Raw genomic sequence first — 20,446 nt, forward strand, 5'->3', positions numbered from 1 at the left:
ATTGCGCTCTTTCTGGTTGGGGATACCGGCGGTCGCGCTGCTGGTCATCCCCTTTCTGACGCTGGCGCTGATTACGCCCTGGCATGATTTTCGGCTGGCTTATGGCGACGGGCAGGCGATTAGCGTCTCGCTGCTGATGAGCGCCGTGGCGCTGCCGCTGATCGCGCTGGGCGGCATACCGCTGGCGTTGTGGCTGGCAAGAAGCCGCTCGCGCTGGCGCGGCCCGATTGAGATAGCCGTACTCGTGCCGCTGCTGACGCCGCCGCTGGCGGTAGGCATTTTGCTGATCTCCGCTTACGGGCCTTACAGCTCCATCGGCGAAGCGCTGGCAAAAGTGGGGCTGGGGCTGAACAACAACCCCGGCGCTTTTGTGCTGGCGCAGATTTACGCGGGCCTGCCCTGGTTTGTGCTGTCGGCCCGTACCGCTTTTGAGAATGTGCCGCGCGATACCGAAGAGGCTGGCGAGACGCTGGGCGCTTCGGCCTGGCAGGTTTTCTGGCGGCTGACGCTGCCGCAGGCTTCGCGCGGGCTGGCGGCGGCGCTGGCCCTTGCCTGGGTCAGGATCATCGGCGAGTTCGGCATAGTGCTGGTGTTCAGCTACTTCCCGCAGGGCATTCCGGTCAAACTTTTTATCAATCTACAAAATGACGGCGTGGAAGCTGTTTATACGCTGCTGTGGGCACTGCTGGCCGCCACGCTGCCTCTGCCGCTGTGGCTGGCTATGCGCGCGCGCAAGCGGCATCATGCCTGAACCGAAGCCCGCTGGCTCTCAACCGCCCTTAACGCGCCCGGCGTAATACCGGTAGTGCGCTTAAAGGCGCGGCTAAAGGCGGCCAGCGAACCATAGCCCAGCCGCCAGGCAACGCTCTCTATGGTTTCGCCATCGCGGCCAATCCACTGCGCGGCCAGCTGCATGCGCAGGTTGGTCAGATAGCGTACTGGCGTCATGCCAGTGACGGCCAAAAAGCGTTCGGCAAACACGGAACGCGAGCTGCCCATTTCCGCCGCCAGCTGCGCCACCGTCCAGTTTTTACCGGGATTGCGGTGCAGCGCCACCAGCGCCTTGCCTAATTTCGGATCGCGCAGGGCTTCCAGCCAGCCGCCAGCCGCGCCGCAGCCCGACTCTACCCAGCCGCGTACGATAAAGGCCGCAACCACATCCGCCAGCCGCGCCAGGATGCCTGCGTAGCCCGCTCTTTTCCCCAGCGATTCCCGCTCCATCGCTTCCAGCATTGGCTGTACTTCCGGGTATTTATGAATCAGCGTATCCGCCAGCAGCACCTCCGGCATGGAGCCAATCAGCATCTGCATGCCGCCAAGGTCAAACTCCATACAGCCGCTAAAGATCAGCGCGGTATTTTCCCTGGGCGCTTCTTCGGCGCACTCTTTAATACAGCAAACGTTGCCGCAAACCGGCGTGACATTGAAAGCGCGAATATCTTTGCAGGCTACGTCCGGTGAAGAAAGCAGGACATGATCGCTACCATGAGGCAAAAGCAGCGCATCGCCGGTATTGAGCGTGCGCAGTTTTCCGTTTTGAGTGCGCAACAGCACCGGGCCGCGGCTGATAAAGTGAAACTGCGCGCGACCGGCCGCTTTGACGAAGCCAACGCCGAACGGCGCGGCCAGCTCAATGCGCCGGTACTGTAATCCCAATAGCCGCATGCCATACAGCAGCTCGCTGGTCAGATCGTGGCCTTCTGCCGACATTTTTCTCTTCCCCGGACGATTAATCAATAATGACGGATTTTATATCATAGACCATCCAGAGAGGGCCTTTTACTCTTAGCATATCGAATGATTAAAGAGAATTTTTTATGACTACACAGATTAAGCCGCAATGGGGCGCGGTCTTCTCTATGGCGCTGGGAGTATTTGGCCTGGTGACGGCAGAGTTTCTGCCCGCCAGCCTGCTGACGCCAATGGCGGCAAGCCTGGGCGTGACGGAAGGCATGACCGGCCAGGCCGTTACCGTAACGGCGATCTTCGCGCTAATCACCAGCTTTTTCAGCGCTGCCGCCACCAGCAAGCTGGATCGTCGCGGCGTAATGCTGATCTTTTCCGTGATGCTGATCGTCTCTAACCTGCTGGTGGCCTTCGCGCCGAATCTGACTTTTATTCTGGCAGGACGCGTGATTCTGGGCATCGCCATCGGCGGTTTCTGGACGCTGGCAGCGGCGACCGCGATGCGACTGGTGCCGGAAGCAATGGTGCCGCGCGCGCTTTCAATCGTCTTCAGCGGCGTTTCCGTAGCCACCATCGTTGCCGCGCCGATGGGCAGCTATTTCGGCCATCTGATCGGCTGGCGCAACGTCTTTGTCGCTGCGGCGGCTATCGGCGTGCTGGCGCTGGGATGGCAGCTGGCCGCTTTACCTAAAATGCCGCCGAATCCGCTCAGCAAAAACAGTTCAATCCTGGCGCTGGTGAAGCGGCCGGGCATGCAGACCGCGCTGCTGGCGATTATTCTGGTTTTCTCCGGCCACTTCGCTTTCTTCACCTATCTGCGTCCTTTCCTGGAAAGCGTTACCGGCGTGGATGTTAATGGTCTCTCCATGATCCTGTTAGGCTTTGGCGTAGCTAACTTTGCCGGTACACTGCTGGCCGGGTTGTTGCTGGAGCGTAATTTGCATCTGACGCTAATCGGCATGCCGCTGGCAATGGGACTGATGGGCGTGGCGCTGGTGGGTTTAGGCTCTGCGCCAGTGATGGATGCGCTGCTGGTAGCCCTGTGGGGCATGGCGTTCGGCGCGGTTCCCGTGGCCTGGTCGACCTGGATTACCCGCACTATGCCGGAAGAGGCGGAAAGCGGCGGCGGACTGCTGGTGGCGGCTATTCAGCTGGCGATCACCATAGGCGCGGCGGCTGGCGGCATGATCTTTAACGTTACCGGCGCGAAAGGCGTTTTTATGGGCAGCGCGCTGGCCTTGCTGCTGGCAACCCTGACTATATTTATGGCGCTAAGGGTTAAGACGCCCGTGCGCGACAGGGTATAAGGACATAAATTCAGAAGCGTGAAATAAGGGTAACGCGCTACATCAGTAAAGAACGGCTAAAAAGCTGTTTATGACGTCCGCCTGCATGCAAGCAGGCGGACAGACTAACCAGGCGGGATTTAAATCAAATCAGTCGAGCTGATAGCGCTATTTTTCCGATCGGCCGCCTCTTTCAGCAGCGCAAAAATAAAAATCACCATCCCCAGCAATGGCAGGATTGCGCCATAGCTGGCGGTCTGCGTCATCGGATAGCCTTGCTGCACCACCCATGCGCCTAAAAAAGCGCCCAGCGCATTGGCAATATTAAACGCGGAGTGATTCAGGGTGGCGGCGAGCGTCTGAGCTTTTCCAGCCACCTGCATCAGGCGAACCTGTAGCGGCGCGCACAGCGCCAGATTGGTGCCGATCAGGAAAGCGCCCAGCATCAGGCCAGCGGCGGAAGAAACCATCAGCGGGAACAGCGTCAGCACCAGCACGCTCCAGATCAGAATGCAGAAAATCGACAGCATGATTTTACCGTCGGCCAGCCTGCCGCCTGCCAGATTGCCCAGCACCATACCCAGGCCAAACATAAACAGCACTACCGGCAGCCAGAGCGTGGAGAGATGCGCCGCCAGCGTCAGGATCGGCGTGATGTAGCTGATCACGGCGAACATGCCGCCAAAGCCGATCGCCGCGATGCCCAGCGTCAGCCAGATGCGCAGGTTCGCCAGGCCACGGATCTCCTTTAATGGCGAACTTTGCGTATCTCCGCGCTGCTGCGGAAAGAGTTTGAAAATCAGCAGCGCATCGGCCAGCGACAGCAGCGAAACGCAGGCAAAAGCCCAGCGCCAGTCCAGATGCTCGCCCAGCAGCGTCGCCGCCGGATTGCCTAATAGCGAAGCCAGCGTCAGTCCCAGCATCACTTTACCAACTGCCTGGCCACGGCGGTTCTCTTCCACCAGCGAGGCAGCAGCCAGCGCCGCCACGCCCAGAAAAGCGCCGTGCGGCAGGCCGCTCAGAAAACGGGAAAGCATTAGCGCGTGCGCGTTGCCCGCCAGCATGCTGCTGACGTTGCCGAACAGAAACAGCGTAATAAAAATCATCAGCTGATGTTTACGGCCCAGACGCGCCGTGCTTAGCGAAAAAAGCGGCGCGCCTATTACTACGCCCAGCGCGTAGTAACTAATAAAGCGGCTGCCTTCCGCCAGGCTAACGTGCATAGCATCGCTGACCTGCGGCAGCAGGCCCATAATCACAAATTCACTCAGGCCGATGGCGAAGGCGCCCAGCGCCAGGGCAAACAGCAGCGGGCCAACGGCGCGGGCCGCAGGAGGAGTCGGGCTTTCAATAGTCATAGAAAATCTTACGGTAGATACAAGCAAAAACCCGTACACAAGAGATGTCGGGCGCGCGGTGGCAGGGCAGGTAAAATCGTTATCGTTATAGCCGGGCGGCAGCGTGCCGCACCGGAAGGCGCAGAGTGTAGCGCGTTGCGGGAAGGGGAAACAAGGGTGGCGAGCGGGATTTATAGCATGATTTTAGATGACAACAGGCATAGTGGATTCTTTGACGCCAGGGTTATTTCCTGTTGCATTGACAGGGGATTTAAAAAAGCATAATAAAGGTGGGCAATAAAGGATTTATACAATAAGGGACAGACAGATGAAAAACGACTATTGTGATGTGAATTCTATATCTTCTTTTCCAAAATGGACATTTTTAGATGTAGCTTTATGGAAGGGGTTGCCAAATAATTCCCGTTTTGTTACGGGGGAGTCGAGGTTATGGGCCTATAAAGCTGCATGGCTACACTATAATAGAGACAGGATAATTAATTATGCTGAGCGCGAAAAGATACCTGTACTGCTACTGGCTGGCGTGGCGATTACCGAGGTTGCAGGAACTCCTGAAAGATTTAAGGCGTACGGAGTATTGCAGTTTTATCAGCTCAGAGATTATTTTGAGTCGAGCGGAAATACGATATCAAATAAGACATCGGTTGGCAGTATAGCTATTCAGTTAAGAGCCGCCGCGGAAGTATTAAATATCGACGCATCTAAATTAACCACTACTCAGCAATTACAGCTTGCCAATTGCTTATTAGGGGATGATTTTAATATAGATGTCGCCGCAAAACATCTAAAATCTTTAATATTATTTGATAACCCAGGTCTGTCTGATGCCAGAGAAATAGATGATGAATTAATAATGCTTGCCGCGTCCAGATATAATAGGGGAATTGAAAGGAAAAAAGAAGATTTTATCAGTTCGCTGCGGGCTCCTGTGGGAAGCCTGTCCCGAAAGTATACCTCTTATGGTCGATCTATGATTGAAAAAAAGGACACCATTATGGATATTTTAGGAGTGGATAAGTGAATAAGAATATTGCGATGCAAATAGTGTTTATTATGTACGCACTTTTTATTTGTCTCTGGTGTGTAATTGGCGGGACCTTAAAGGAAGAGAGTTTTATTAATGGTGAAGAAATAAAGGATGTTTGTGACGTTTTAAGGTATATAGTCGTGGACGATTATAGGGAGACGATGGCTATAGCTTCATTAATAGCTATTTCACCCGTTTTAATTTATAGCTGTTTAAAAAAAATGAAGCTACCAGCAATAAATATAATATTGCTGTTTTTTTTAATTACCTGGCTTTGGAACTTTATATTTAAGTACCAAGGTTGCCTTTGGTTTTAAAAAGCACTCATCGTAAAATATGAGTGCTTTTTATTAGTAAACCCGTTCATCCCATATGCTATAACCGGAAGTTCCTGCTGTTCGATGGCTCCAGGAAATGCTTTGGTATTTGACTGTAATCATTTCTTCTGGCTGCTTACTGGAATGATCAATAGCATGAGGGATTATGATATTTATCCTGTATATATATGCTTTTGTTAACTTTACGCTATAATACAATTCATTTATGCCAGATGATGAGGTTCGATAAAAAAGAAATTCCAGCTCAAGGCATTCATTGTCGGATATGGCTATACCAAGCAGTGGCGATGATTTATCTATTGGTTTTACAAAAGAGACAGGGCCATGATTAACATTTTCTTCTCTGGTTAGAGTATGCTCAAATGCCAAAGCCATTATTTGGTCCTGATGGCCTGCCTGATACTTATTTCCTATTGATTCAAGGGTTGAGCATCCAGCAGAGATCAAACCCTGTGTTTTCCCTTTAATCGTAACGTAAATTAAGTTTGCCATATAATTCCCTTTAACTTAAGTTGAACATTTACTTTACAATCCCAACGCTAAGACATAAAGAATTGCTTTATCTCGAATCGATTTTTATGACCCAGCGGTTATATATAAAGTATATCTTTTTGTGTAGCAATGGTTGGTAATAAAACAACAAATTTGTATCACAATCCGCTTGCGTTAACAAAGCACTGATATTGCCAACAAGGCTAAAACTATTTTTCGGACTGGATCCTGTCAATATGCCCTAAATCCCGCTCGGGAAAACAGTAATTGCGCACCCGCTGTTTTAGCTCTTTGACCTCGGGAAAGCCGCCATCCGCTTTACGATCCCACAGCAGTTGCCCATCTACAGTGATTTGATAAATGCCGCCGGTGCCGGGTACCAGCGTGACCGAAGCCAGATCGCTGCCGAAGGTGTGCAACAACTCTTGCGCCATCCAGCCCGCGCGCAGCAGCCAGTTACATTGAGAACAGTAGTGGATAGTGATGGCGGGTGCTTTCACAGTCAGGCTCCAACGAAAAGTGGATGTTCATCTTCTGGCGAGTGCCCGCTGCTGTCAAGCCGCCGCTTTTTTTACATTGTGAATTAATTATGGAGATGATTGCCAATGGTAATCAATGTGATTATCATTCGCATTTACTAAGGTCAGGGATCGGCTGCATAACGCGCGGTAGGTGCGAATCAAATTTTGGCAGCGATGTGGGTCGATACTAATAAAGAATAAAGGCTTATCAGAATGCGCAGAAAACTTTCTTCTCAGGGGATTTTCCGTCAGTCCATGTTGTTTACCGCGCTGGCGGCCGCTGGCTTTGCCGCGAACGCATTAGCGGCAGAAACGCTCGCCCAGCCAGCGGATAAAACGCTGGCGATCTCTGCTAAAAAAACCGTTGAAACCGATCCGGTGATGGTCGTCACCGCGCCGAAGAGGGAAAAAGAAGCGGGCAGCAAAACCACTATTACCGCAGCGGAAATGCAGCAAAAAGGCACCACCGATTTTGGCTCGGTAATGCGTTATGAACCTTTAATCAGCGCTACGGGCGCCAGCGGCGGCTCGGGCAATGGCAAAAGCGGCTTCGATCGCGGCGGCTACACTGGCTATAACATTCGCGGTCTGGAAAGTAACCGCGTCGGGCTGGACGTGGACGGTATTCCCCAGCCGGAAGCGACTGGTCGCAGCTATGTTAGCCGCGCGGGCGTGAATACCTTTGGCATTGGGCGTGACTATATCGATCCTTATATTTATGGTCAGGTGGATGTGGAGTCGGGGGCGACTTCCACAGCAAAAGCCAACAACGCTATCGGCGGCGCGGTCTCTTTCCTGCCGAAATCTGCCGATGACTATCTCTCGCCTTATAAATCGACTTACTTCGGCTATCAGTCCGATTATGACTCCTCCAACCGCAGCTGGCACAACGGCATTACGGCGGCGGCGGGCGACGAAACGCTGCGCGGCATTTTTGTCTATAGCCGCCGTGATGGGCAGCAAACGCGCAACAACAGCGACAGGCTGGACGCATATCCGGCCAACTGGCACTCCAACGCGCTGATGGCTTCCGGCATCTGGCAGCCCAACGACGAGCACAAACTGACCGGCACCGTAGACTACTACGATAAAACCAACCATACCCACTATGACTCATGGGACAGCAGCGGCAACACCATTTGGGGCACCGCGCAGCAGCAGAGCAACACACGCCGCTGGGGCGTCAGCCTGAAAGATGAATGGACACCCTCCAGCGATATCGTGGATAGCCTGACCTCTCGCGTTTACTATCAGCAGACTCAGGCGCATGACAACACATATATGCCTTCCAGCGCCACGGCGATGGAGCGCGTCTATTCCGACTACGATGTCGATACCTACGGTTTCGAAACCCGGCTGGCGAAGACGCTGGGGCGCCACGAGCTGAGCGGCGGCCTGAACGGCAATATCAACGATACTAAACGACCGTTCCGCCAGGAGCCTGCGCCGAGCCAGTATAGCGTGATTATGCAGCCGCAGGCTGACAGCCGCAGCTATGTGCTGGGTGGTTACGTGCAGGATAAGATCCACTTCGACCTGGGCGGCCACGACTTCAGCGTAGTACCGGGCGTGCGCGTCGCTTACCAGAATATTAAGCCGCAGAACCTCAGCAGCCTCACTACCGGCAGCACGGCTATTACCGAGGCCGATCTGCAAAAACTCTACGGGCAAAAAAATACGGATACCCAGATCCTGCCGTCGCTGAGCTTTAATTACGATCTGACGCCGGATTTGATGACTTACGTGATGTACAAACGTGGCGCGCAGTTCGCCAACCCCAGCCAGCTTTACGGCTCCTGGAACCTGGGCTCCAGCTATGCAGGAAGGGCGCAGTATGCGCTGATTGGCAACAGCTCGCTGAAAACCGAAACCAGCAACAACTTCGAATGGGGCCTGAAGGGCGAAGCGGCCAGGGGCGTAGCGCTGAACGCCACGCTGTTCTACAACACCTATGACAACTTTATCGCCTATACCCGCTACACGCGTTCCGGCAATCCGGCGATGTTCGGCAACGTGCCGTCGAATATTTACACTATCTATCAGGCGGAAAATCGTGATAAAGCTTTTATCTATGGCGGCCAGCTCAGCACGAAGCTGAACTTCGGCAGCTGGTTTGACGAGGTCAACGGCCTGAGCGCCACTTTCGCGCTGGGCTACAGCGAAGGCAAGTCTAAGTCCAGCTACTCCGGCGACAGCTATGTCGACCTGGACAGCGTAGCACCGGTGAAAGCGATTATAGGCGTAGCCTGGGACGATCCGGCCAAAGTCTATGGCGCAGCGGTGACGGCTACCTTTGTTAAAGGCAAGCGGGCTACCGAAACCAACCGTGAAAGCTACAGTAACAGCGGCGCGGCGCTGACCGACTCGACCTCGGAATATATGCGCATACCGGGCTACGGCATGGTCGATATGACCGCTTACTGGCAGGTAGCGAAAAACGTCCGCCTCAATGGTGGCATCTATAACCTGACCGACCGCAAATATTGGGATTACCTGAGCAGCCGCAACCTGACGGAAAGCACCAGTCAGGACGCTTACGATAAAGAGCTGGCGGTGATGCCGGGCCGCACCTTCCAACTGGGCGTCAATGTGGATTTCTGATAGCCCTTAACTTTGCCCCGCGTACGCGCGGGGCTTTATGGAGAGCAAGTGATGACCCTTTTTCAACGTTACAAACAGCTAAAAGCTGACCACCCCAGGAAGTATGCCCGCGATTTAGCAGATTTGCTGGGCGTTAGCGAAGCTGAGCTGACCCGTGCCCGCACCGCAGAGGATGCGGTGGCGCTAAGGCCCGACTTTAAAACCCTGCTGGCCGATCTGGAAAAAGTCGGCGAAACCAAATCCATAACCCGCAACGCTTTTGCCGTGCATGAACAGATTGGCCGCTATGAGAACCTTCACCTGGGCGGCCACGCCGGGTTAATCCTCAATCCGCGCGCGTTGGATCAGCGTATCTTCCCGCAGCAGTGGAAGAGCGCTTTCTCGCTGCATGAGGAAACCACACGTGGCGAACGCTACAGCATCCAGATTTTTGACGCGCACGGCGATGCGGTGCTGAAAATTTACGCCACGCCCAACACTGATATGACGGCCTGGCACAAGCTGCTCGCCGACTATCGCCTGGCAGAAGTGCCCGAATTGAATGTGGTTCCCGTGACGCCAGCCAGCTTCAATCCGCAGCCGGACAGCGCGAAAATAGAGCAGGAATGGCGAGCCATGAACGATGTGCATCAGTTCTTCGGTTTGCTGAAGCGGCATAATCTCTCTCGCCAGCAGGCTTTCCGCGCGGTGCCGGAAGACCTGGCGCAGCGGGTAGATAACAGCGCGCTCGATCGGCTGCTGAAGCTGGCGCAGCAGGACGGCAATGAGATCATGATTTTTATCGGCAACCGCGGCTGCGTGCAGATATTTACCGGCGCGGTGGAAAAACTGATGCCGATGGAAAACTGGCTGAATATCTTTAATCCGACTTTTACCCTGCATCTGATGGCAAACCACATTGCGGAAAGCTGGATCACTCGTAAACCCACCGCTGATGGCTTTGTCACCAGCCTGGAGCTGTTTGCCGCCGACGGTACGCAAATCGCCCAGCTTTACGGCCAGCGTAGCGAAGGGCAGCCAGAACAGGCGCGCTGGCGTGAACAGATAGCGCAGCTGGCCGCGCAGGAGGCGACAGCATGAAGCATTGGCTGATTGCGCTGCTGGCGCTGCCTTTTACGCTGATGGCGCAAGAAAGAGTCATCACGATAGGCGGCGACGTTACAGAGATAGTTTACGCGCTGGATGCCCAGCAAAATCTGGTGGCGCGCGACTCTACCAGCCAGCGTCCCGCGCTGGCGACCAAACTGCCGGATATCGGCTATATGCGCCAGCTCAACGCGGAAGGTATCCTGGCGCTACAGCCGACGTTGGTGATCGCCAGCGAGCTGGCTAAGCCTTCGCTGGCGCTACAGCAGGTAGAGCAGGCTGGGGTAAAAGTAGTGACGGTCACGGGCGAGCCTTCGCTTACGGCTATTCACCAGAAGATAGCTACCGTTGCCGCCGCGCTGCACAAAGAAGAGCAGGGCAAAGCGCTGGAGACCCGGCTCGATGCCCAACTGGCGGGTATGAGCGAAAAACCGCTGCCGGTAAAAGTGCTCTACATCCTCAATCATACCGGCATGAAGGCGATGGCGGCGGGTACGGAGACGGCTGCGGATGGCGCTATCCGCAGCGCCGGGCTGGTTAACGCCATGGGCAATATTCCGCGCTATCAGGCATTGACCCAGGAAGGCATAGTAGCAAGCGCGCCGCAGCTGGTGGTCATCGGCAAAGATGGCCTGAAGTCACTGGGCGACGAAGAGGCTATCTGGCAATTGCCGGGCCTGGCGCTGACGCCAGCGGGTAAAGACCGCCATCTGCTGGTGGTCGATGAAATGGCGCTGCTGGGCTTTGGCCTGCAAACGCCAGGCGCCATTGCTAAACTGCGCAAGGCGGCGGAAGCGATAGCGCAATGAAAGCAGTAAATGCGCGGCGTGGGTTGTGGATAATGCTGGCGCTAACCGTGGCGGCAACGCTGTTTGCCGCCAATATCGGCGCAATGCGGCTGTCGCTGCCGATGGTCTGGCGAGCGCCAGCCGACAGCATGATCTGGCAGATCTGGTGGACTATCCGGCTGCCGCGCGTGCTGCTTGCCGTGCTGGTCGGCACCGCTTTGGCCGTATCTGGCGCAACGATGCAGGGGTTGTTCCGTAATCCGCTGGCCGATCCTGGCCTGTTAGGCATCAGCAGCGGCGCTTCGCTGGCGCTGGCGCTGGCCGTGGTTATGCCCGTAACGCTTCCCGCCATGCTGGCCTTATGGTGGCCGATGCTGGCCGCCTTTGCTGGCAGCCTGGCCGTCACTCTGGTGATATTTATGTTTAGCCGCCAGGCGCGCGCCTCACTTTCCCGTTTGCTGCTGGCCGGTATCGCCATTAATGCTATCTGTGGTGCTGCGGTCAGCGTGCTCTCCTGGATCAGCAACGATCAGCAGCTGCGCCAGCTTTCGCTGTGGGGCATGGGCTCGCTGGGTCAGGCGCAGTGGCCTACGGTGATCGCCAGCGCCACGCTGATTATTCCGGCAATGCTGGCGGCGCAGTGGCAGGCGAAGCGGCTTAATTTACTGCAGTTGGGTGATGAAGAGGCGCACTACCTGGGCGTCGATGTCCGGCGCACGCAGCGGCTGCTGCTGGGGGTCAGCGCGCTGCTGGTAGCGGCAGCGGTGGCGGTCAGCGGCGTGATCGGTTTTATCGGGCTGGTGGTGCCACATCTGGTTCGGCTTTGCGCTGGTGGCGATCATCGCTGGCTGCTGCCCGCCTCGGCGCTGCTTGGCGCAATGCTGCTGCTGATCGCCGATACCCTGGCCCGCACGCTGGTAGCGCCTGCCGAAATGCCGGTTGGCCTGTTGACCAGCCTGCTGGGCGCGCCCTGGTTTTTATGGCTGATACTGCGTCGGCGGGCAGGCGTAAATGAGTGACATCTTACAGGCTAACGGGCTTTCTTATCGCGTTGGTTCCCGGCTGCTGTTGGATAGCGTTTCGCTGACGCTGCGTCCTGGTGAAATGGTCAGCCTGATTGGCCCGAACGGCGCAGGCAAATCCACGCTGCTGCGTATGCTCACCGGCTATTTGCCGCCGGACTCGGGCGAGTGCCTGCTGAACGGGCAGGCTGTCGCAGGTTGGCCACGAGAGCGTCTGGCCCGAACCCGCGCGGTAATGAGGCAGCAAAGCCATGTAGAGTTTGCGCTGAGCGTGCGGGAAGTAGTGGCGATGGGGCGCGCGCCCTGGAGCGGTCGCACCGACTTTGCCATCGTTGATGAAGTGATGCGGCTAACCGGCAGCGAGACCCTGGCGCAGCGGGATTATCGTCAGCTTTCCGGCGGCGAACAGCAGCGCGTGCAGCTGGCGCGCGTGCTGGCGCAGCTCTGGCACGACGACGGGCCGCGCGGCTGGCTTTTTCTGGATGAGCCGACCTCGGCGCTGGATCTCTATCATCAGCAGCATGCGCTGCGCCTGCTGCACCAGCTTAGCCGCAAGGGCGCGCTGGCGGTCTGCTGCGTGCTGCACGATCTTAATCTGGCCGCGCTCTGGTCGGACGCTATGCTGTTGCTGCACGAAGGTAAGCTGGTCGCCAGCGGCACGCCTGCCGAAGTGATGACCGAGCAGACGCTGATCCGCTGGTATCGGGCCGAACTTCAGGTGTATCAGCATGGCCCGACGCCGCAAATCATCCTGCGGCGCTAGCGGCCGCCAACATCAGCCTTGCCGGCTTTACTGCGCCGTCAGGTTACTCTGCGGATCGGCAGTGGGCGCCATCGGTTTTACATCAGGCGGCAGGAAAATATGGTCGAGGATATTTCTCACCAGCGGCGCCGCCGTCACGCCGTTGATGCCGCCGTTTTCCAGAATCAGCGCTATCGCTACCTTCGGCTTATCGAAAGGCGCGAAGGCGGTATAAAAAATATGATCGCGCAGGCGGATCGGGATCATTTTGGCGTTATAGATCTGGTTCTGCTTCAGGCCAAACACCTGCGAGGTACCGCTTTTCGCCGCGATACCGTAAGGCGCGGTATGGAAATATTTATAGCCGGTGCCGTTAGAGGCGTTGGCCATGCCGAACATGGCGCGGCGCACTATGCCCCAGTAGGGTGAATTGGGGTCGCCAACCTGCTGCGCGGGCAGCGTCGGCTGCCAGAGCTGCACGCTTTTGCCCTGCTTTTCTTCATACATCAGATGGGGCTGAATAACGCGCCCGTTGTTGATCAACGTCGCCATCGCTTTCACCATCTGGATCGGCGTGGCAATCCAGTAGCCCTGGCCGATGCCCACCGAGACGGTATCGCCCTGATACCAGCCCTTCTTATGTACTTTCTGCTTCCACTCGCGGCTCGGCAGCAGGCCGTTGTACTCTTCATTGAGATCGATGCCGGTGGATTTGCCGTAGCCGAACTGGCTCAGCATAGTGTGAATGCGGTCAATGCCCATCATAAAGGCGACCTGGTAAAAGAAAGTGTCCGCCGATTCTTCAATAGCGCGAGTTACGTCCAGCATGCCGTGACCCGATTTTTTCCAGTCGCGGTATTTACGTTCGGTGCCCGGCAGCGTCCAGGTCGGCGCGCCGTAAAAGGTTGTCTGCGGGGTGATCACATGGGTCAGCAGCGCCGACATCGCCATATAGGGTTTAACGGTAGAGGCGGGCGGATAAAGTCCCTGAGTCACGCGATTAATCAGCGGCAGATTTTTATCGGCCAGCAGCGCTTTATAAGCCTTATAGCTAATGCCCTTAACAAAAGGATTGGGATCGTAACTGGGGCTGGAGACCATCGCCAGCACCTCGCCGGTTTTCGGGTTCTCAATCATCACGGCGGCTCGCTGGCCAACCAGCTGCGATTCAACATACTGCTGTAAATGAAGATCCAGCGTCAGATAGATGTTCTTCCCGGCAATGGGCGGCACTTCCTTTAAGACGCGGATCACCCGGCCGTGGTTATCTACTTCTACTTCCTGGTAACCGGTTTTGCCGTGCAGCACTGACTCGTAATAGCCCTCGATCCCTTGCTTGCCAATGTTATGATCGGCGGCGTAGTTTTCGCTAATCCCTTCTTTATCCAGCCTTTTGTAATCGCTGTCATTGATTTTAGAGACATAGCCCACCACGTGCGCCAGATCCGCACCGTAAGGGTACTGGCGATCCTCATAGCTGTTTATATCGACGCCGCTAAATTTAAACTGATTAACCGAGAAGCGCGCGACTTCTTCCGCCGTCAGCTCGGTCTTCAACACCACCGGCTTATAGCGGCTGGCGCTGTGCAGGTTATGGGTGAAAGTTTCAATATCCTCTGTGGAAAGGTCAACAATAGGCGTCAGCTCGGCCAGTAAGGCCTTCATATCCTTAATTTTATAGGGCAGGACCTCTATGTCATACCAGGTAACATTTTTTACCAGCGGCGTCCCGTTGCGGTCGAAAATAATCCCGCGAGTCGGGGCAACAGGGATCATTTTGATATCGTTCTGGTCAGAGCGAGTTTTGTAGTAGCCGTTTTGTTCGATCTGCAGATGCCAGAGATTGACGACAAGCGTCACAAAACCTGCAAGCACTATCCCAAAGGCTACCAGCGCCCTGCGCGCAAACAGCTTCTCTTCTTCTGCAAAATCTCTGAATTTCATTACCGGGCAATCGCATAGCTTCTCATTTAGCCGCTCCATCATAGAGATTACGCGGCAGATCACGACCAGAAAGATGCGTCCCGGGCGGCTAAAGTGTGACATTTATTGAAGTTGTAACAGAAATGCTACCTGGCGTGCTGACACCGACGGTTCCGGCTGTGCCCGCTTTTAGCCCTTCCCCAGCGCCACCGAAAAATAGCAAAAAAATATATTTTTTAGTCGTGATAGCCCATTTATTATTTTTTCTTTAAATCTATTAAGGTTTGTTGGTAATAAATATGTGGCAATTGTAATGGTTTTTTTAATTGAGGTGGATCAATGACCGGGCACAGTCTGCAAACCTTTATTTTATTATCACAGCCTTATTTTAGCTGTGTTTAGGATAATTTTGTTATAAATAACTTGTTAATCATTTCACGCTGAGTGCAGGCGTGACTGCTCAGTAATTAATAAAAATAATCAGCCTGAATAGTTTGTTTAACCTGGGCTCAAACGTGGCGAGCGACAGGAAACGGCATTTGGCAGATGCGTTTTTTCTGGGTTTTTTTAATCCATAATTAAGGGAACGTTATATGTTGAAAAAAACAATGCTGGCGCTGGGTTTTATCGCCACAGGCGTCGGCTGCTCGGGTTTGGCGCAGGCGGCGGATGACGGCACCATTCAATTTACCGGCACTATTCTGGCCTCAGCCTGCTCGGTTTCAAGCGTTGCCGGATCGGGCACTACGGCAGGCACCGTAGCTTTTGGCCAGATCAGCAGCGCGGCGCTGGCTGGCGCTGGCGATGCTACGGCAGCGGTGCCTTTTTCCATTGAGCTTTCCCACTGTGCCGTAGATACCGCGCCTGACATTGCCTTTAAAGGGCCAGCGGTGACCACTACTGGCTACACCCATCTTTTTACCAGTCAGGTGCCGGGCGTAGGCATTCGCCTGGAAGATGCTGGCAACATCGGCAGCTTTTACACGCCCGGTGTTGCTGCCGCCAACAGTGGCTTTAGCGGGTTGACGAAAGAGGTTGCCAGTGCGACCGGCAGATTTAACGCTTATCTGGTCGCTTACAGTTCGGGCACCTATACAGGAAGCATTAATACGGATGTGACTTTTGTTCTTGATTATTCCGAATCCTAATCCGTGTTGAACTGGCCTTTTATCAAATAAGGGGCCAGTTTTCTGAAGAGGTCTCAATGCGATTATTTAATTGCGCCATCCTGGCACCCTGTCTGGCGATATTATTTTCTTCTGCTGGCTACGCCAATGGTCTGGCACTGGGAGCCACGCGCCTTATTTACCTTCAGGGAAAAAACGAGGCCAGCGTGCCTTTAAATAATCGCGGCGACAGCGTGCCTTATTTAGTTCAGGCATGGGTAACAGATTTTAGCCAGAGCCAGAATAAAACGCCTTTTATTACTACGCCACCGCTGTTTAAGCTGGATAGCAACAGCGCTGGCGCAGTTCGGGTCGTTTATACCGGTGGCGGAGCAAACGGGCTGGCGAACGACAGAGAAAGCCTGTTTCTGCTTAACGTCCGGGCCGTGCCGGCAACGCCAAAAGCGGGGCCGACTAACCGCCTGATTATCGCCACGCAAAATATTATCAAACTGATTTATCGCCCTGCGAGCCTGACTTCGCAAAGCGCTGGTGATGCCTGGAAAAAACTAAGACTGACGCCGAGTGTGGGTAGCCTGACTTTTAATAATCCCACGCCTTACGTGGTAACGCTGACCCGCATGAAAGTTAACGGGCAGCCGCTGGAAAGGCCGGGAACGCTGATGCCTTTCTCCTCGCGCACGATAACTACGCCCGCCGGCAAAATCGCCAGCGTGACCTTCAGCACTATCAACGATTTCGGCGGCTCCACGCCGGAGCGGAATGAAAGATTCTAATGTTGGACTCGCGCGCCCGAGCGCTGGACAAAAACTACCCGGAAAAAAAACGTCGGCTATCGTTTTTTCCGGCCTGGTGGCGACCTTTCTGACAGCAGTCTCCCTTCCGGCCTGGGCCGAACTCTATTTCAATGTTAACGCGCTGCACCTTAGCGAAGAACAGAAGGCACAGCTGGATCTCTCCCTGCTTGCGCAGACTTCCGGCCAGCTGCCGGGAAATTACCGGGTGTCGATTCACGTTAATCACCAGCCAGCCGATATAAAAATGCTGAAGTTCGTGACTTGCGGCGATCGCCTCTGCCCGACGCTTTCCGTCAGGTTGCTAAAAGCGCTGGGCGTAAAAGTTCAGGCCATTTCCGCGCTGGCGGCGCTGCCGGAAGAGGCTGAAATAACCGATCTCGCGTCTTACATTCCCCAGGCAAAAACGGAATTCAATTTCGAGCGGCGGCTGCTTAACCTCTCTGTTCCCCAGGCGGCTCTGGATAAACAGGCGCGCGGCTATATAGCGCCTGAGCGCTGGGAAGAGGGAATACCAATGCTTTTCTCCTCCTATAACCTGAGCGGGCTCAAAACAAAAACGCCACAGCGTTTGTCCGGCGAGCAGAGTATTTCGCAATACCTTAACCTGCGTAGCGGCCTTAATGTGGGCGCATGGCGGTTACGTAATACCAGTTACTACGCCACCATCAGCTCAGGAAAAGCCTCGTGGAAAAGTTTGCAAACCTGGCTGGAAAGGGATATCCGCACGCTGCGTTCACGTCTGACTATCGGCGAAACGGGTAGCCCCGGGCTGGTTTTCGACAGCTTTAGCTTTCGCGGCATCGCGCTCTCATCCCAGGACGAAATGCAGCCTTTCAGTCAGCGAGGCTATGCGCCAATAGTTCGCGGCGTTGCCCTGACCAACGCCACGGTAGAAATTCGGCAAAACGGCAATCTTCTTTATCAGACCTTCGTGCCGCCTGGCAACTTTGTGATTAACGATCTGTATGCGACAGGTGCCTCTGGCGATCTGGAGGTCACTATTCGCGAGGAAAACGGCGAAATTCGAAAAACCGTGCAGGCTTTTGCTACGCCGCCGGTCGCTCTTCGCCAGGGGCGAGTGCAATATGCGCTGGCAGCAGGCGAATATGGCAACGGCTATACGGATGCTGAGGGAGCGATAACCCAACCCTTTATACAGATAGAAGCGCTTTATGGCCTGCTGAATAACACTTCCGTTTATGGCGGCGCTATTGCGGCCAGAGACTATCAGGCAGGGATGTTGGGTGTAGGGCAGAGCCTGGGAGAGCTGGGCGCGCTATCGCTGGATATGACCCATGCCGAAACGCATTTTAACAACGGCGACAGCAGTAAAGGGCAATCATGGCGACTACGCTATAGCAAACGGCTGGACAGCACCGCGACAACTTTGTCGCTGTCTGCCTGGCGGTTTGATACCGAAGGCTATTTGAATTTTGACGAAGCCAGCCGCTACTACCGCTATCCTGCGCTGGTCAGCAGCGGCAGCGTAAAAAAACGCGCCCAGCTGACGCTTAATCAGAACTTCGGCTGGTTTGGCTCGGTGTCGCTTTCCGCCTGGCAGCAGGCATACTGGCATGATCATCAGGGCACGGCGCGTGCCGTCACCAGTAACTGGAGCAAAAATTTAGACGGGATCACGCTAAACCTTAGCCAGAGTCTGAATAAAAGCGGGCGCACGGGAAAAACAGACAGCGTGGTTTCCGCCAGCTTTTCGCTACCGCTCGGTAAATGGCTGGCGCCTGGTTCCGCCAGTGCCTTAACCCTCAGCAATCGCCTCTCGGACTCCCGTTCTGGCGGCAGCAGTATGGCGACCACGCTTTTTGGCTCAACGCTGGAGGACAATAAATTCTCCTGGTCCATTGCACAGGCGCGCGCGCAGTTCGCGGGTAAAACCAGCGACAGCACGGCGCTTACCGGCAGCCTGCAAACTTCCTCAGCCACCCTCAGTCTCGGCTACAGCAACTATTACGGTCAGAATGAGCGCCTTACCTGGGCCGCCAGCGGGGCGATAGTGGCGCATCCCTATGGTGTTACGCTTTCCCAACCTCTGTCGGAAGGCAGCAGTTACGCCCTGGTACGGGCCGCTGGCGCAAAGAATGTAAAAATAGTTAACCGGAACGGCCTGGCCACCAATAGCTGGGGCTATGCCATCGTACCTGCGCTGGCTGCCTATCAGGAGAACGAAATCGTGCTGGATGGCGACGGACTTGATGATGAAATCGATCTAACGGAGCGCGTGCAGAAAAAAGTCCCCACACGCGAAGCGCTGGTGCTGATGGATTACGCTACCCGGTCAGGATACAGGGTTTTTTTAACGCTTACGCATCATGGCAAACCGCTGCCGCTGGGCGCAGTCGTCAGTGCGGGCAACATCAGTGGCATAGCGGATGAACGCGGGCAGGTTTATCTCACCGGCGTACCGGAAAAAGTGGATTTGCAGGTGGCCCTGCCTGGAAATCGTCAATGTAAAGTTCCCTTTCAGCCGCGCGACGGCGTAAAGCGCAGCGGGATAATTATAGCGGAGCTGGAATGCAAAGATTAATCTTCGAATCATCGCTATTTGCCCTACACCGGCGGGATAAAGCGCAGTGCGGCAATAAAGCTTTTTACCGGCTGAAAAACAATTTACCTCGGCTGTATCCCACACTTATCCTGCTTATTTTCGCGGGGCTGCTGTTTGCCCGACACGCCAGCGCGGAGAGTATTTGCCAGTCCGACAGCAGCAGATACAACGTTAATATGCAGACAGTGATTGTGCCTGCCGACGCTCAGCCTGGCGATATTTTAAAAGTGGCGACCAATACGGTAAATATTACCTGCGGCGCTGGAGCTCGCAATCAGCAGGTCTCCAGCGTCAGCAATCCGGGCTGGGACAGCTCAGGAATGACGGTTACTGTGGATGGCGTTATTTGCCGGGTTCTGGACAAAGGCATGGGGATCAGCGACCTGGGTTTAGGGATCGTCTGGACAAACTACAATTCGGCGGCTGGTACCTGGGGATGTATGACCTCGCTTTTTCCAGGGTTGGACGGCGCAAGGCTGCGACGCGGGCTGCAATATAACGGCACGGCTGCCATCACCGACAAGCTTTATATTGTAAAAACCCATAGCGAGAGTGACTACGGTAAAAGCGGCCAGATAGAACAATCCATTGCCGTCTCCGAGTCGGATCAGGATGACAACTTAATGGGAGAACTCTACGATATTGATTTTCACGGTAGCGTCCAGATAAGCACTGGCGGCTGTACCATCAATAGCCAGACCAGCGTAGATATGGGCACGGTTTCTACCGCCAGTTTTCATGGCGTTGGCAGCATGGGGCCGACTGTGCCTTTCGCCATTACGCTGACAAATTGCGAGGGAAGCGCTGCTAACGTAAGAGTGCATGTTGAACCAAACTATGGTTATGCCGATTTAAACAACTCCGTGATTGCCCTGAGCCAGGAGGAAAATAGCGCTGCAGGAGTAGGCATCAGGCTGTTGCTGGACGGTAAAAAAATAAATCCTGACGTGGACAGCATAAAGGTGCCTTTTCAGCAGGGCACGACCCTGATTCCTTTTACCGCCAACTACTACCAGGTAGCGGAAAGCATTAAAGCCGGACGCGCTGATTCTACGGCAATTTTTTATATCTACTACGAGTAAGCCCTTA

General features: G+C 54.8%; 18 protein-coding genes. 13 read left to right on the forward strand and 5 right to left on the reverse strand.

Annotated features, from left to right (window positions below; translation table 11 throughout):
• Position 1 precedes the first annotated feature (1 nt).
• On the forward strand, positions 2-751 hold the full coding sequence (locus ACETPC_RS07615; RefSeq protein WP_380180215.1) for a molybdate ABC transporter permease subunit: 750 nt from the start codon (positions 2-4) through the stop codon (positions 749-751).
• On the opposite strand, the gene ACETPC_RS07620 is transcribed toward ACETPC_RS07615, so the two are convergent.
• On the reverse strand, positions 742-1,710 hold the full coding sequence (locus tag ACETPC_RS07620; protein ID WP_380180217.1) for an AraC family transcriptional regulator: 969 nt from the start codon (positions 1,708-1,710) through the stop codon (positions 742-744). The genes ACETPC_RS07615 and ACETPC_RS07620 overlap by 10 nt on opposite strands.
• Before the next feature lie 107 nt (positions 1,711-1,817).
• Between ACETPC_RS07620 and ACETPC_RS07625 the strand changes: the two genes are divergently transcribed.
• Positions 1,818-2,993, forward strand: coding sequence for an MFS transporter (locus ACETPC_RS07625; protein ID WP_380180219.1), 1,176 nt, complete (start codon positions 1,818-1,820; stop codon positions 2,991-2,993).
• Positions 2,994-3,112: 119 nt separating this feature from the next.
• On the opposite strand, the gene ACETPC_RS07630 is transcribed toward ACETPC_RS07625, so the two are convergent.
• Complete coding sequence (locus tag ACETPC_RS07630; protein WP_380180221.1) at positions 3,113-4,330, reverse strand: MFS transporter; 1,218 nt, start codon at positions 4,328-4,330, stop codon at positions 3,113-3,115.
• 307 nt (positions 4,331-4,637) lie between these two features.
• Here ACETPC_RS07630 and ACETPC_RS07635 point away from each other — a divergent pair, with 307 nt between their 5' ends.
• On the forward strand, positions 4,638-5,351 hold the full coding sequence (locus tag ACETPC_RS07635) for a hypothetical protein (RefSeq protein ID WP_380180223.1): 714 nt from the start codon (positions 4,638-4,640) through the stop codon (positions 5,349-5,351).
• Positions 5,348-5,674 (forward strand): DUF2645 family protein, encoded by a 327-nt coding sequence (locus ACETPC_RS07640; RefSeq protein ID WP_380180224.1) that lies wholly within the window; start codon positions 5,348-5,350, stop codon positions 5,672-5,674. Before ACETPC_RS07635 ends, ACETPC_RS07640 begins: the two co-directional genes overlap by 4 nt.
• Before the next feature lie 33 nt (positions 5,675-5,707).
• Here ACETPC_RS07640 and ACETPC_RS07645 read toward each other — a convergent pair whose 3' ends face one another.
• Together ACETPC_RS07645 and ACETPC_RS07650 are read right to left on the reverse strand one after the other, a co-directional pair.
• Positions 5,708-6,187, reverse strand: coding sequence for an Hcp family type VI secretion system effector (locus tag ACETPC_RS07645; protein ID WP_380180226.1), 480 nt, complete (start codon positions 6,185-6,187; stop codon positions 5,708-5,710).
• A 209-nt stretch (positions 6,188-6,396) separates the two neighbouring features.
• Positions 6,397-6,687 (reverse strand): SelT/SelW/SelH family protein, encoded by a 291-nt coding sequence (locus tag ACETPC_RS07650; RefSeq protein WP_380180228.1) that lies wholly within the window; start codon positions 6,685-6,687, stop codon positions 6,397-6,399.
• Positions 6,688-6,921: 234 nt separating this feature from the next.
• Here ACETPC_RS07650 and ACETPC_RS07655 point away from each other — a divergent pair, with 234 nt between their 5' ends.
• From ACETPC_RS07655 to ACETPC_RS07675, 5 genes are read left to right on the forward strand one after another with little or no spacing between them, the layout of a single operon-like run.
• Positions 6,922-9,309, forward strand: a complete 2,388-nt coding sequence (locus ACETPC_RS07655; protein ID WP_380180230.1) for a TonB-dependent receptor domain-containing protein — start codon at positions 6,922-6,924, stop codon at positions 9,307-9,309.
• Positions 9,310-9,360: 51 nt separating this feature from the next.
• Positions 9,361-10,389: a hemin-degrading factor gene (locus tag ACETPC_RS07660; protein WP_380180400.1), complete on the forward strand. Its 1,029-nt coding sequence runs from the start codon at positions 9,361-9,363 to the stop codon at positions 10,387-10,389.
• Entirely contained in the window at positions 10,386-11,204 is an 819-nt protein-coding gene (locus tag ACETPC_RS07665; RefSeq protein WP_380180232.1) for a hemin ABC transporter substrate-binding protein, read from the forward strand. Before ACETPC_RS07660 ends, ACETPC_RS07665 begins: the two co-directional genes overlap by 4 nt.
• Before the next feature lie 32 nt (positions 11,205-11,236).
• A complete protein-coding gene (locus ACETPC_RS07670; protein WP_380180401.1) occupies positions 11,237-12,202 on the forward strand; it encodes a FecCD family ABC transporter permease in 966 nt (321 codons plus the stop codon).
• Complete coding sequence (locus tag ACETPC_RS07675; protein WP_380180234.1) at positions 12,195-12,968, forward strand: heme ABC transporter ATP-binding protein; 774 nt, start codon at positions 12,195-12,197, stop codon at positions 12,966-12,968. Before ACETPC_RS07670 ends, ACETPC_RS07675 begins: the two co-directional genes overlap by 8 nt.
• A 27-nt stretch (positions 12,969-12,995) precedes the next feature.
• On the opposite strand, the gene mrdA is transcribed toward ACETPC_RS07675, so the two are convergent.
• Positions 12,996-14,891, reverse strand: coding sequence for a penicillin-binding protein 2 (mrdA, locus tag ACETPC_RS07680; protein WP_380180236.1), 1,896 nt, complete (start codon positions 14,889-14,891; stop codon positions 12,996-12,998).
• 572 nt (positions 14,892-15,463) lie between these two features.
• Between mrdA and ACETPC_RS07685 the strand changes: the two genes are divergently transcribed.
• The 4 genes from ACETPC_RS07685 to ACETPC_RS07700 are packed head-to-tail and all read left to right on the forward strand — an operon-like array spanning position 15,464 to position 20,439.
• A complete protein-coding gene (locus tag ACETPC_RS07685) occupies positions 15,464-16,018 on the forward strand; it encodes a fimbrial protein (RefSeq protein ID WP_380180238.1) in 555 nt (184 codons plus the stop codon).
• A gap of 56 nt (positions 16,019-16,074) precedes the next feature.
• On the forward strand, positions 16,075-16,773 hold the full coding sequence (locus tag ACETPC_RS07690; RefSeq protein WP_380180240.1) for a molecular chaperone: 699 nt from the start codon (positions 16,075-16,077) through the stop codon (positions 16,771-16,773).
• Entirely contained in the window at positions 16,760-19,336 is a 2,577-nt protein-coding gene (locus ACETPC_RS07695; protein WP_380180242.1) for a fimbria/pilus outer membrane usher protein, read from the forward strand. Before ACETPC_RS07690 ends, ACETPC_RS07695 begins: the two co-directional genes overlap by 14 nt.
• On the forward strand, positions 19,324-20,439 hold the full coding sequence (locus ACETPC_RS07700) for a fimbrial protein (protein ID WP_380180244.1): 1,116 nt from the start codon (positions 19,324-19,326) through the stop codon (positions 20,437-20,439). The genes ACETPC_RS07695 and ACETPC_RS07700 overlap by 13 nt, the downstream gene beginning before the upstream one ends.
• The last annotated feature ends 7 nt before the right edge of the window (positions 20,440-20,446 follow it).

Source organism: Pantoea sp. sgz302252 (assembly GCF_042610525.1).
Classification (GTDB): domain Bacteria; phylum Pseudomonadota; class Gammaproteobacteria; order Enterobacterales; family Enterobacteriaceae; genus Erwinia.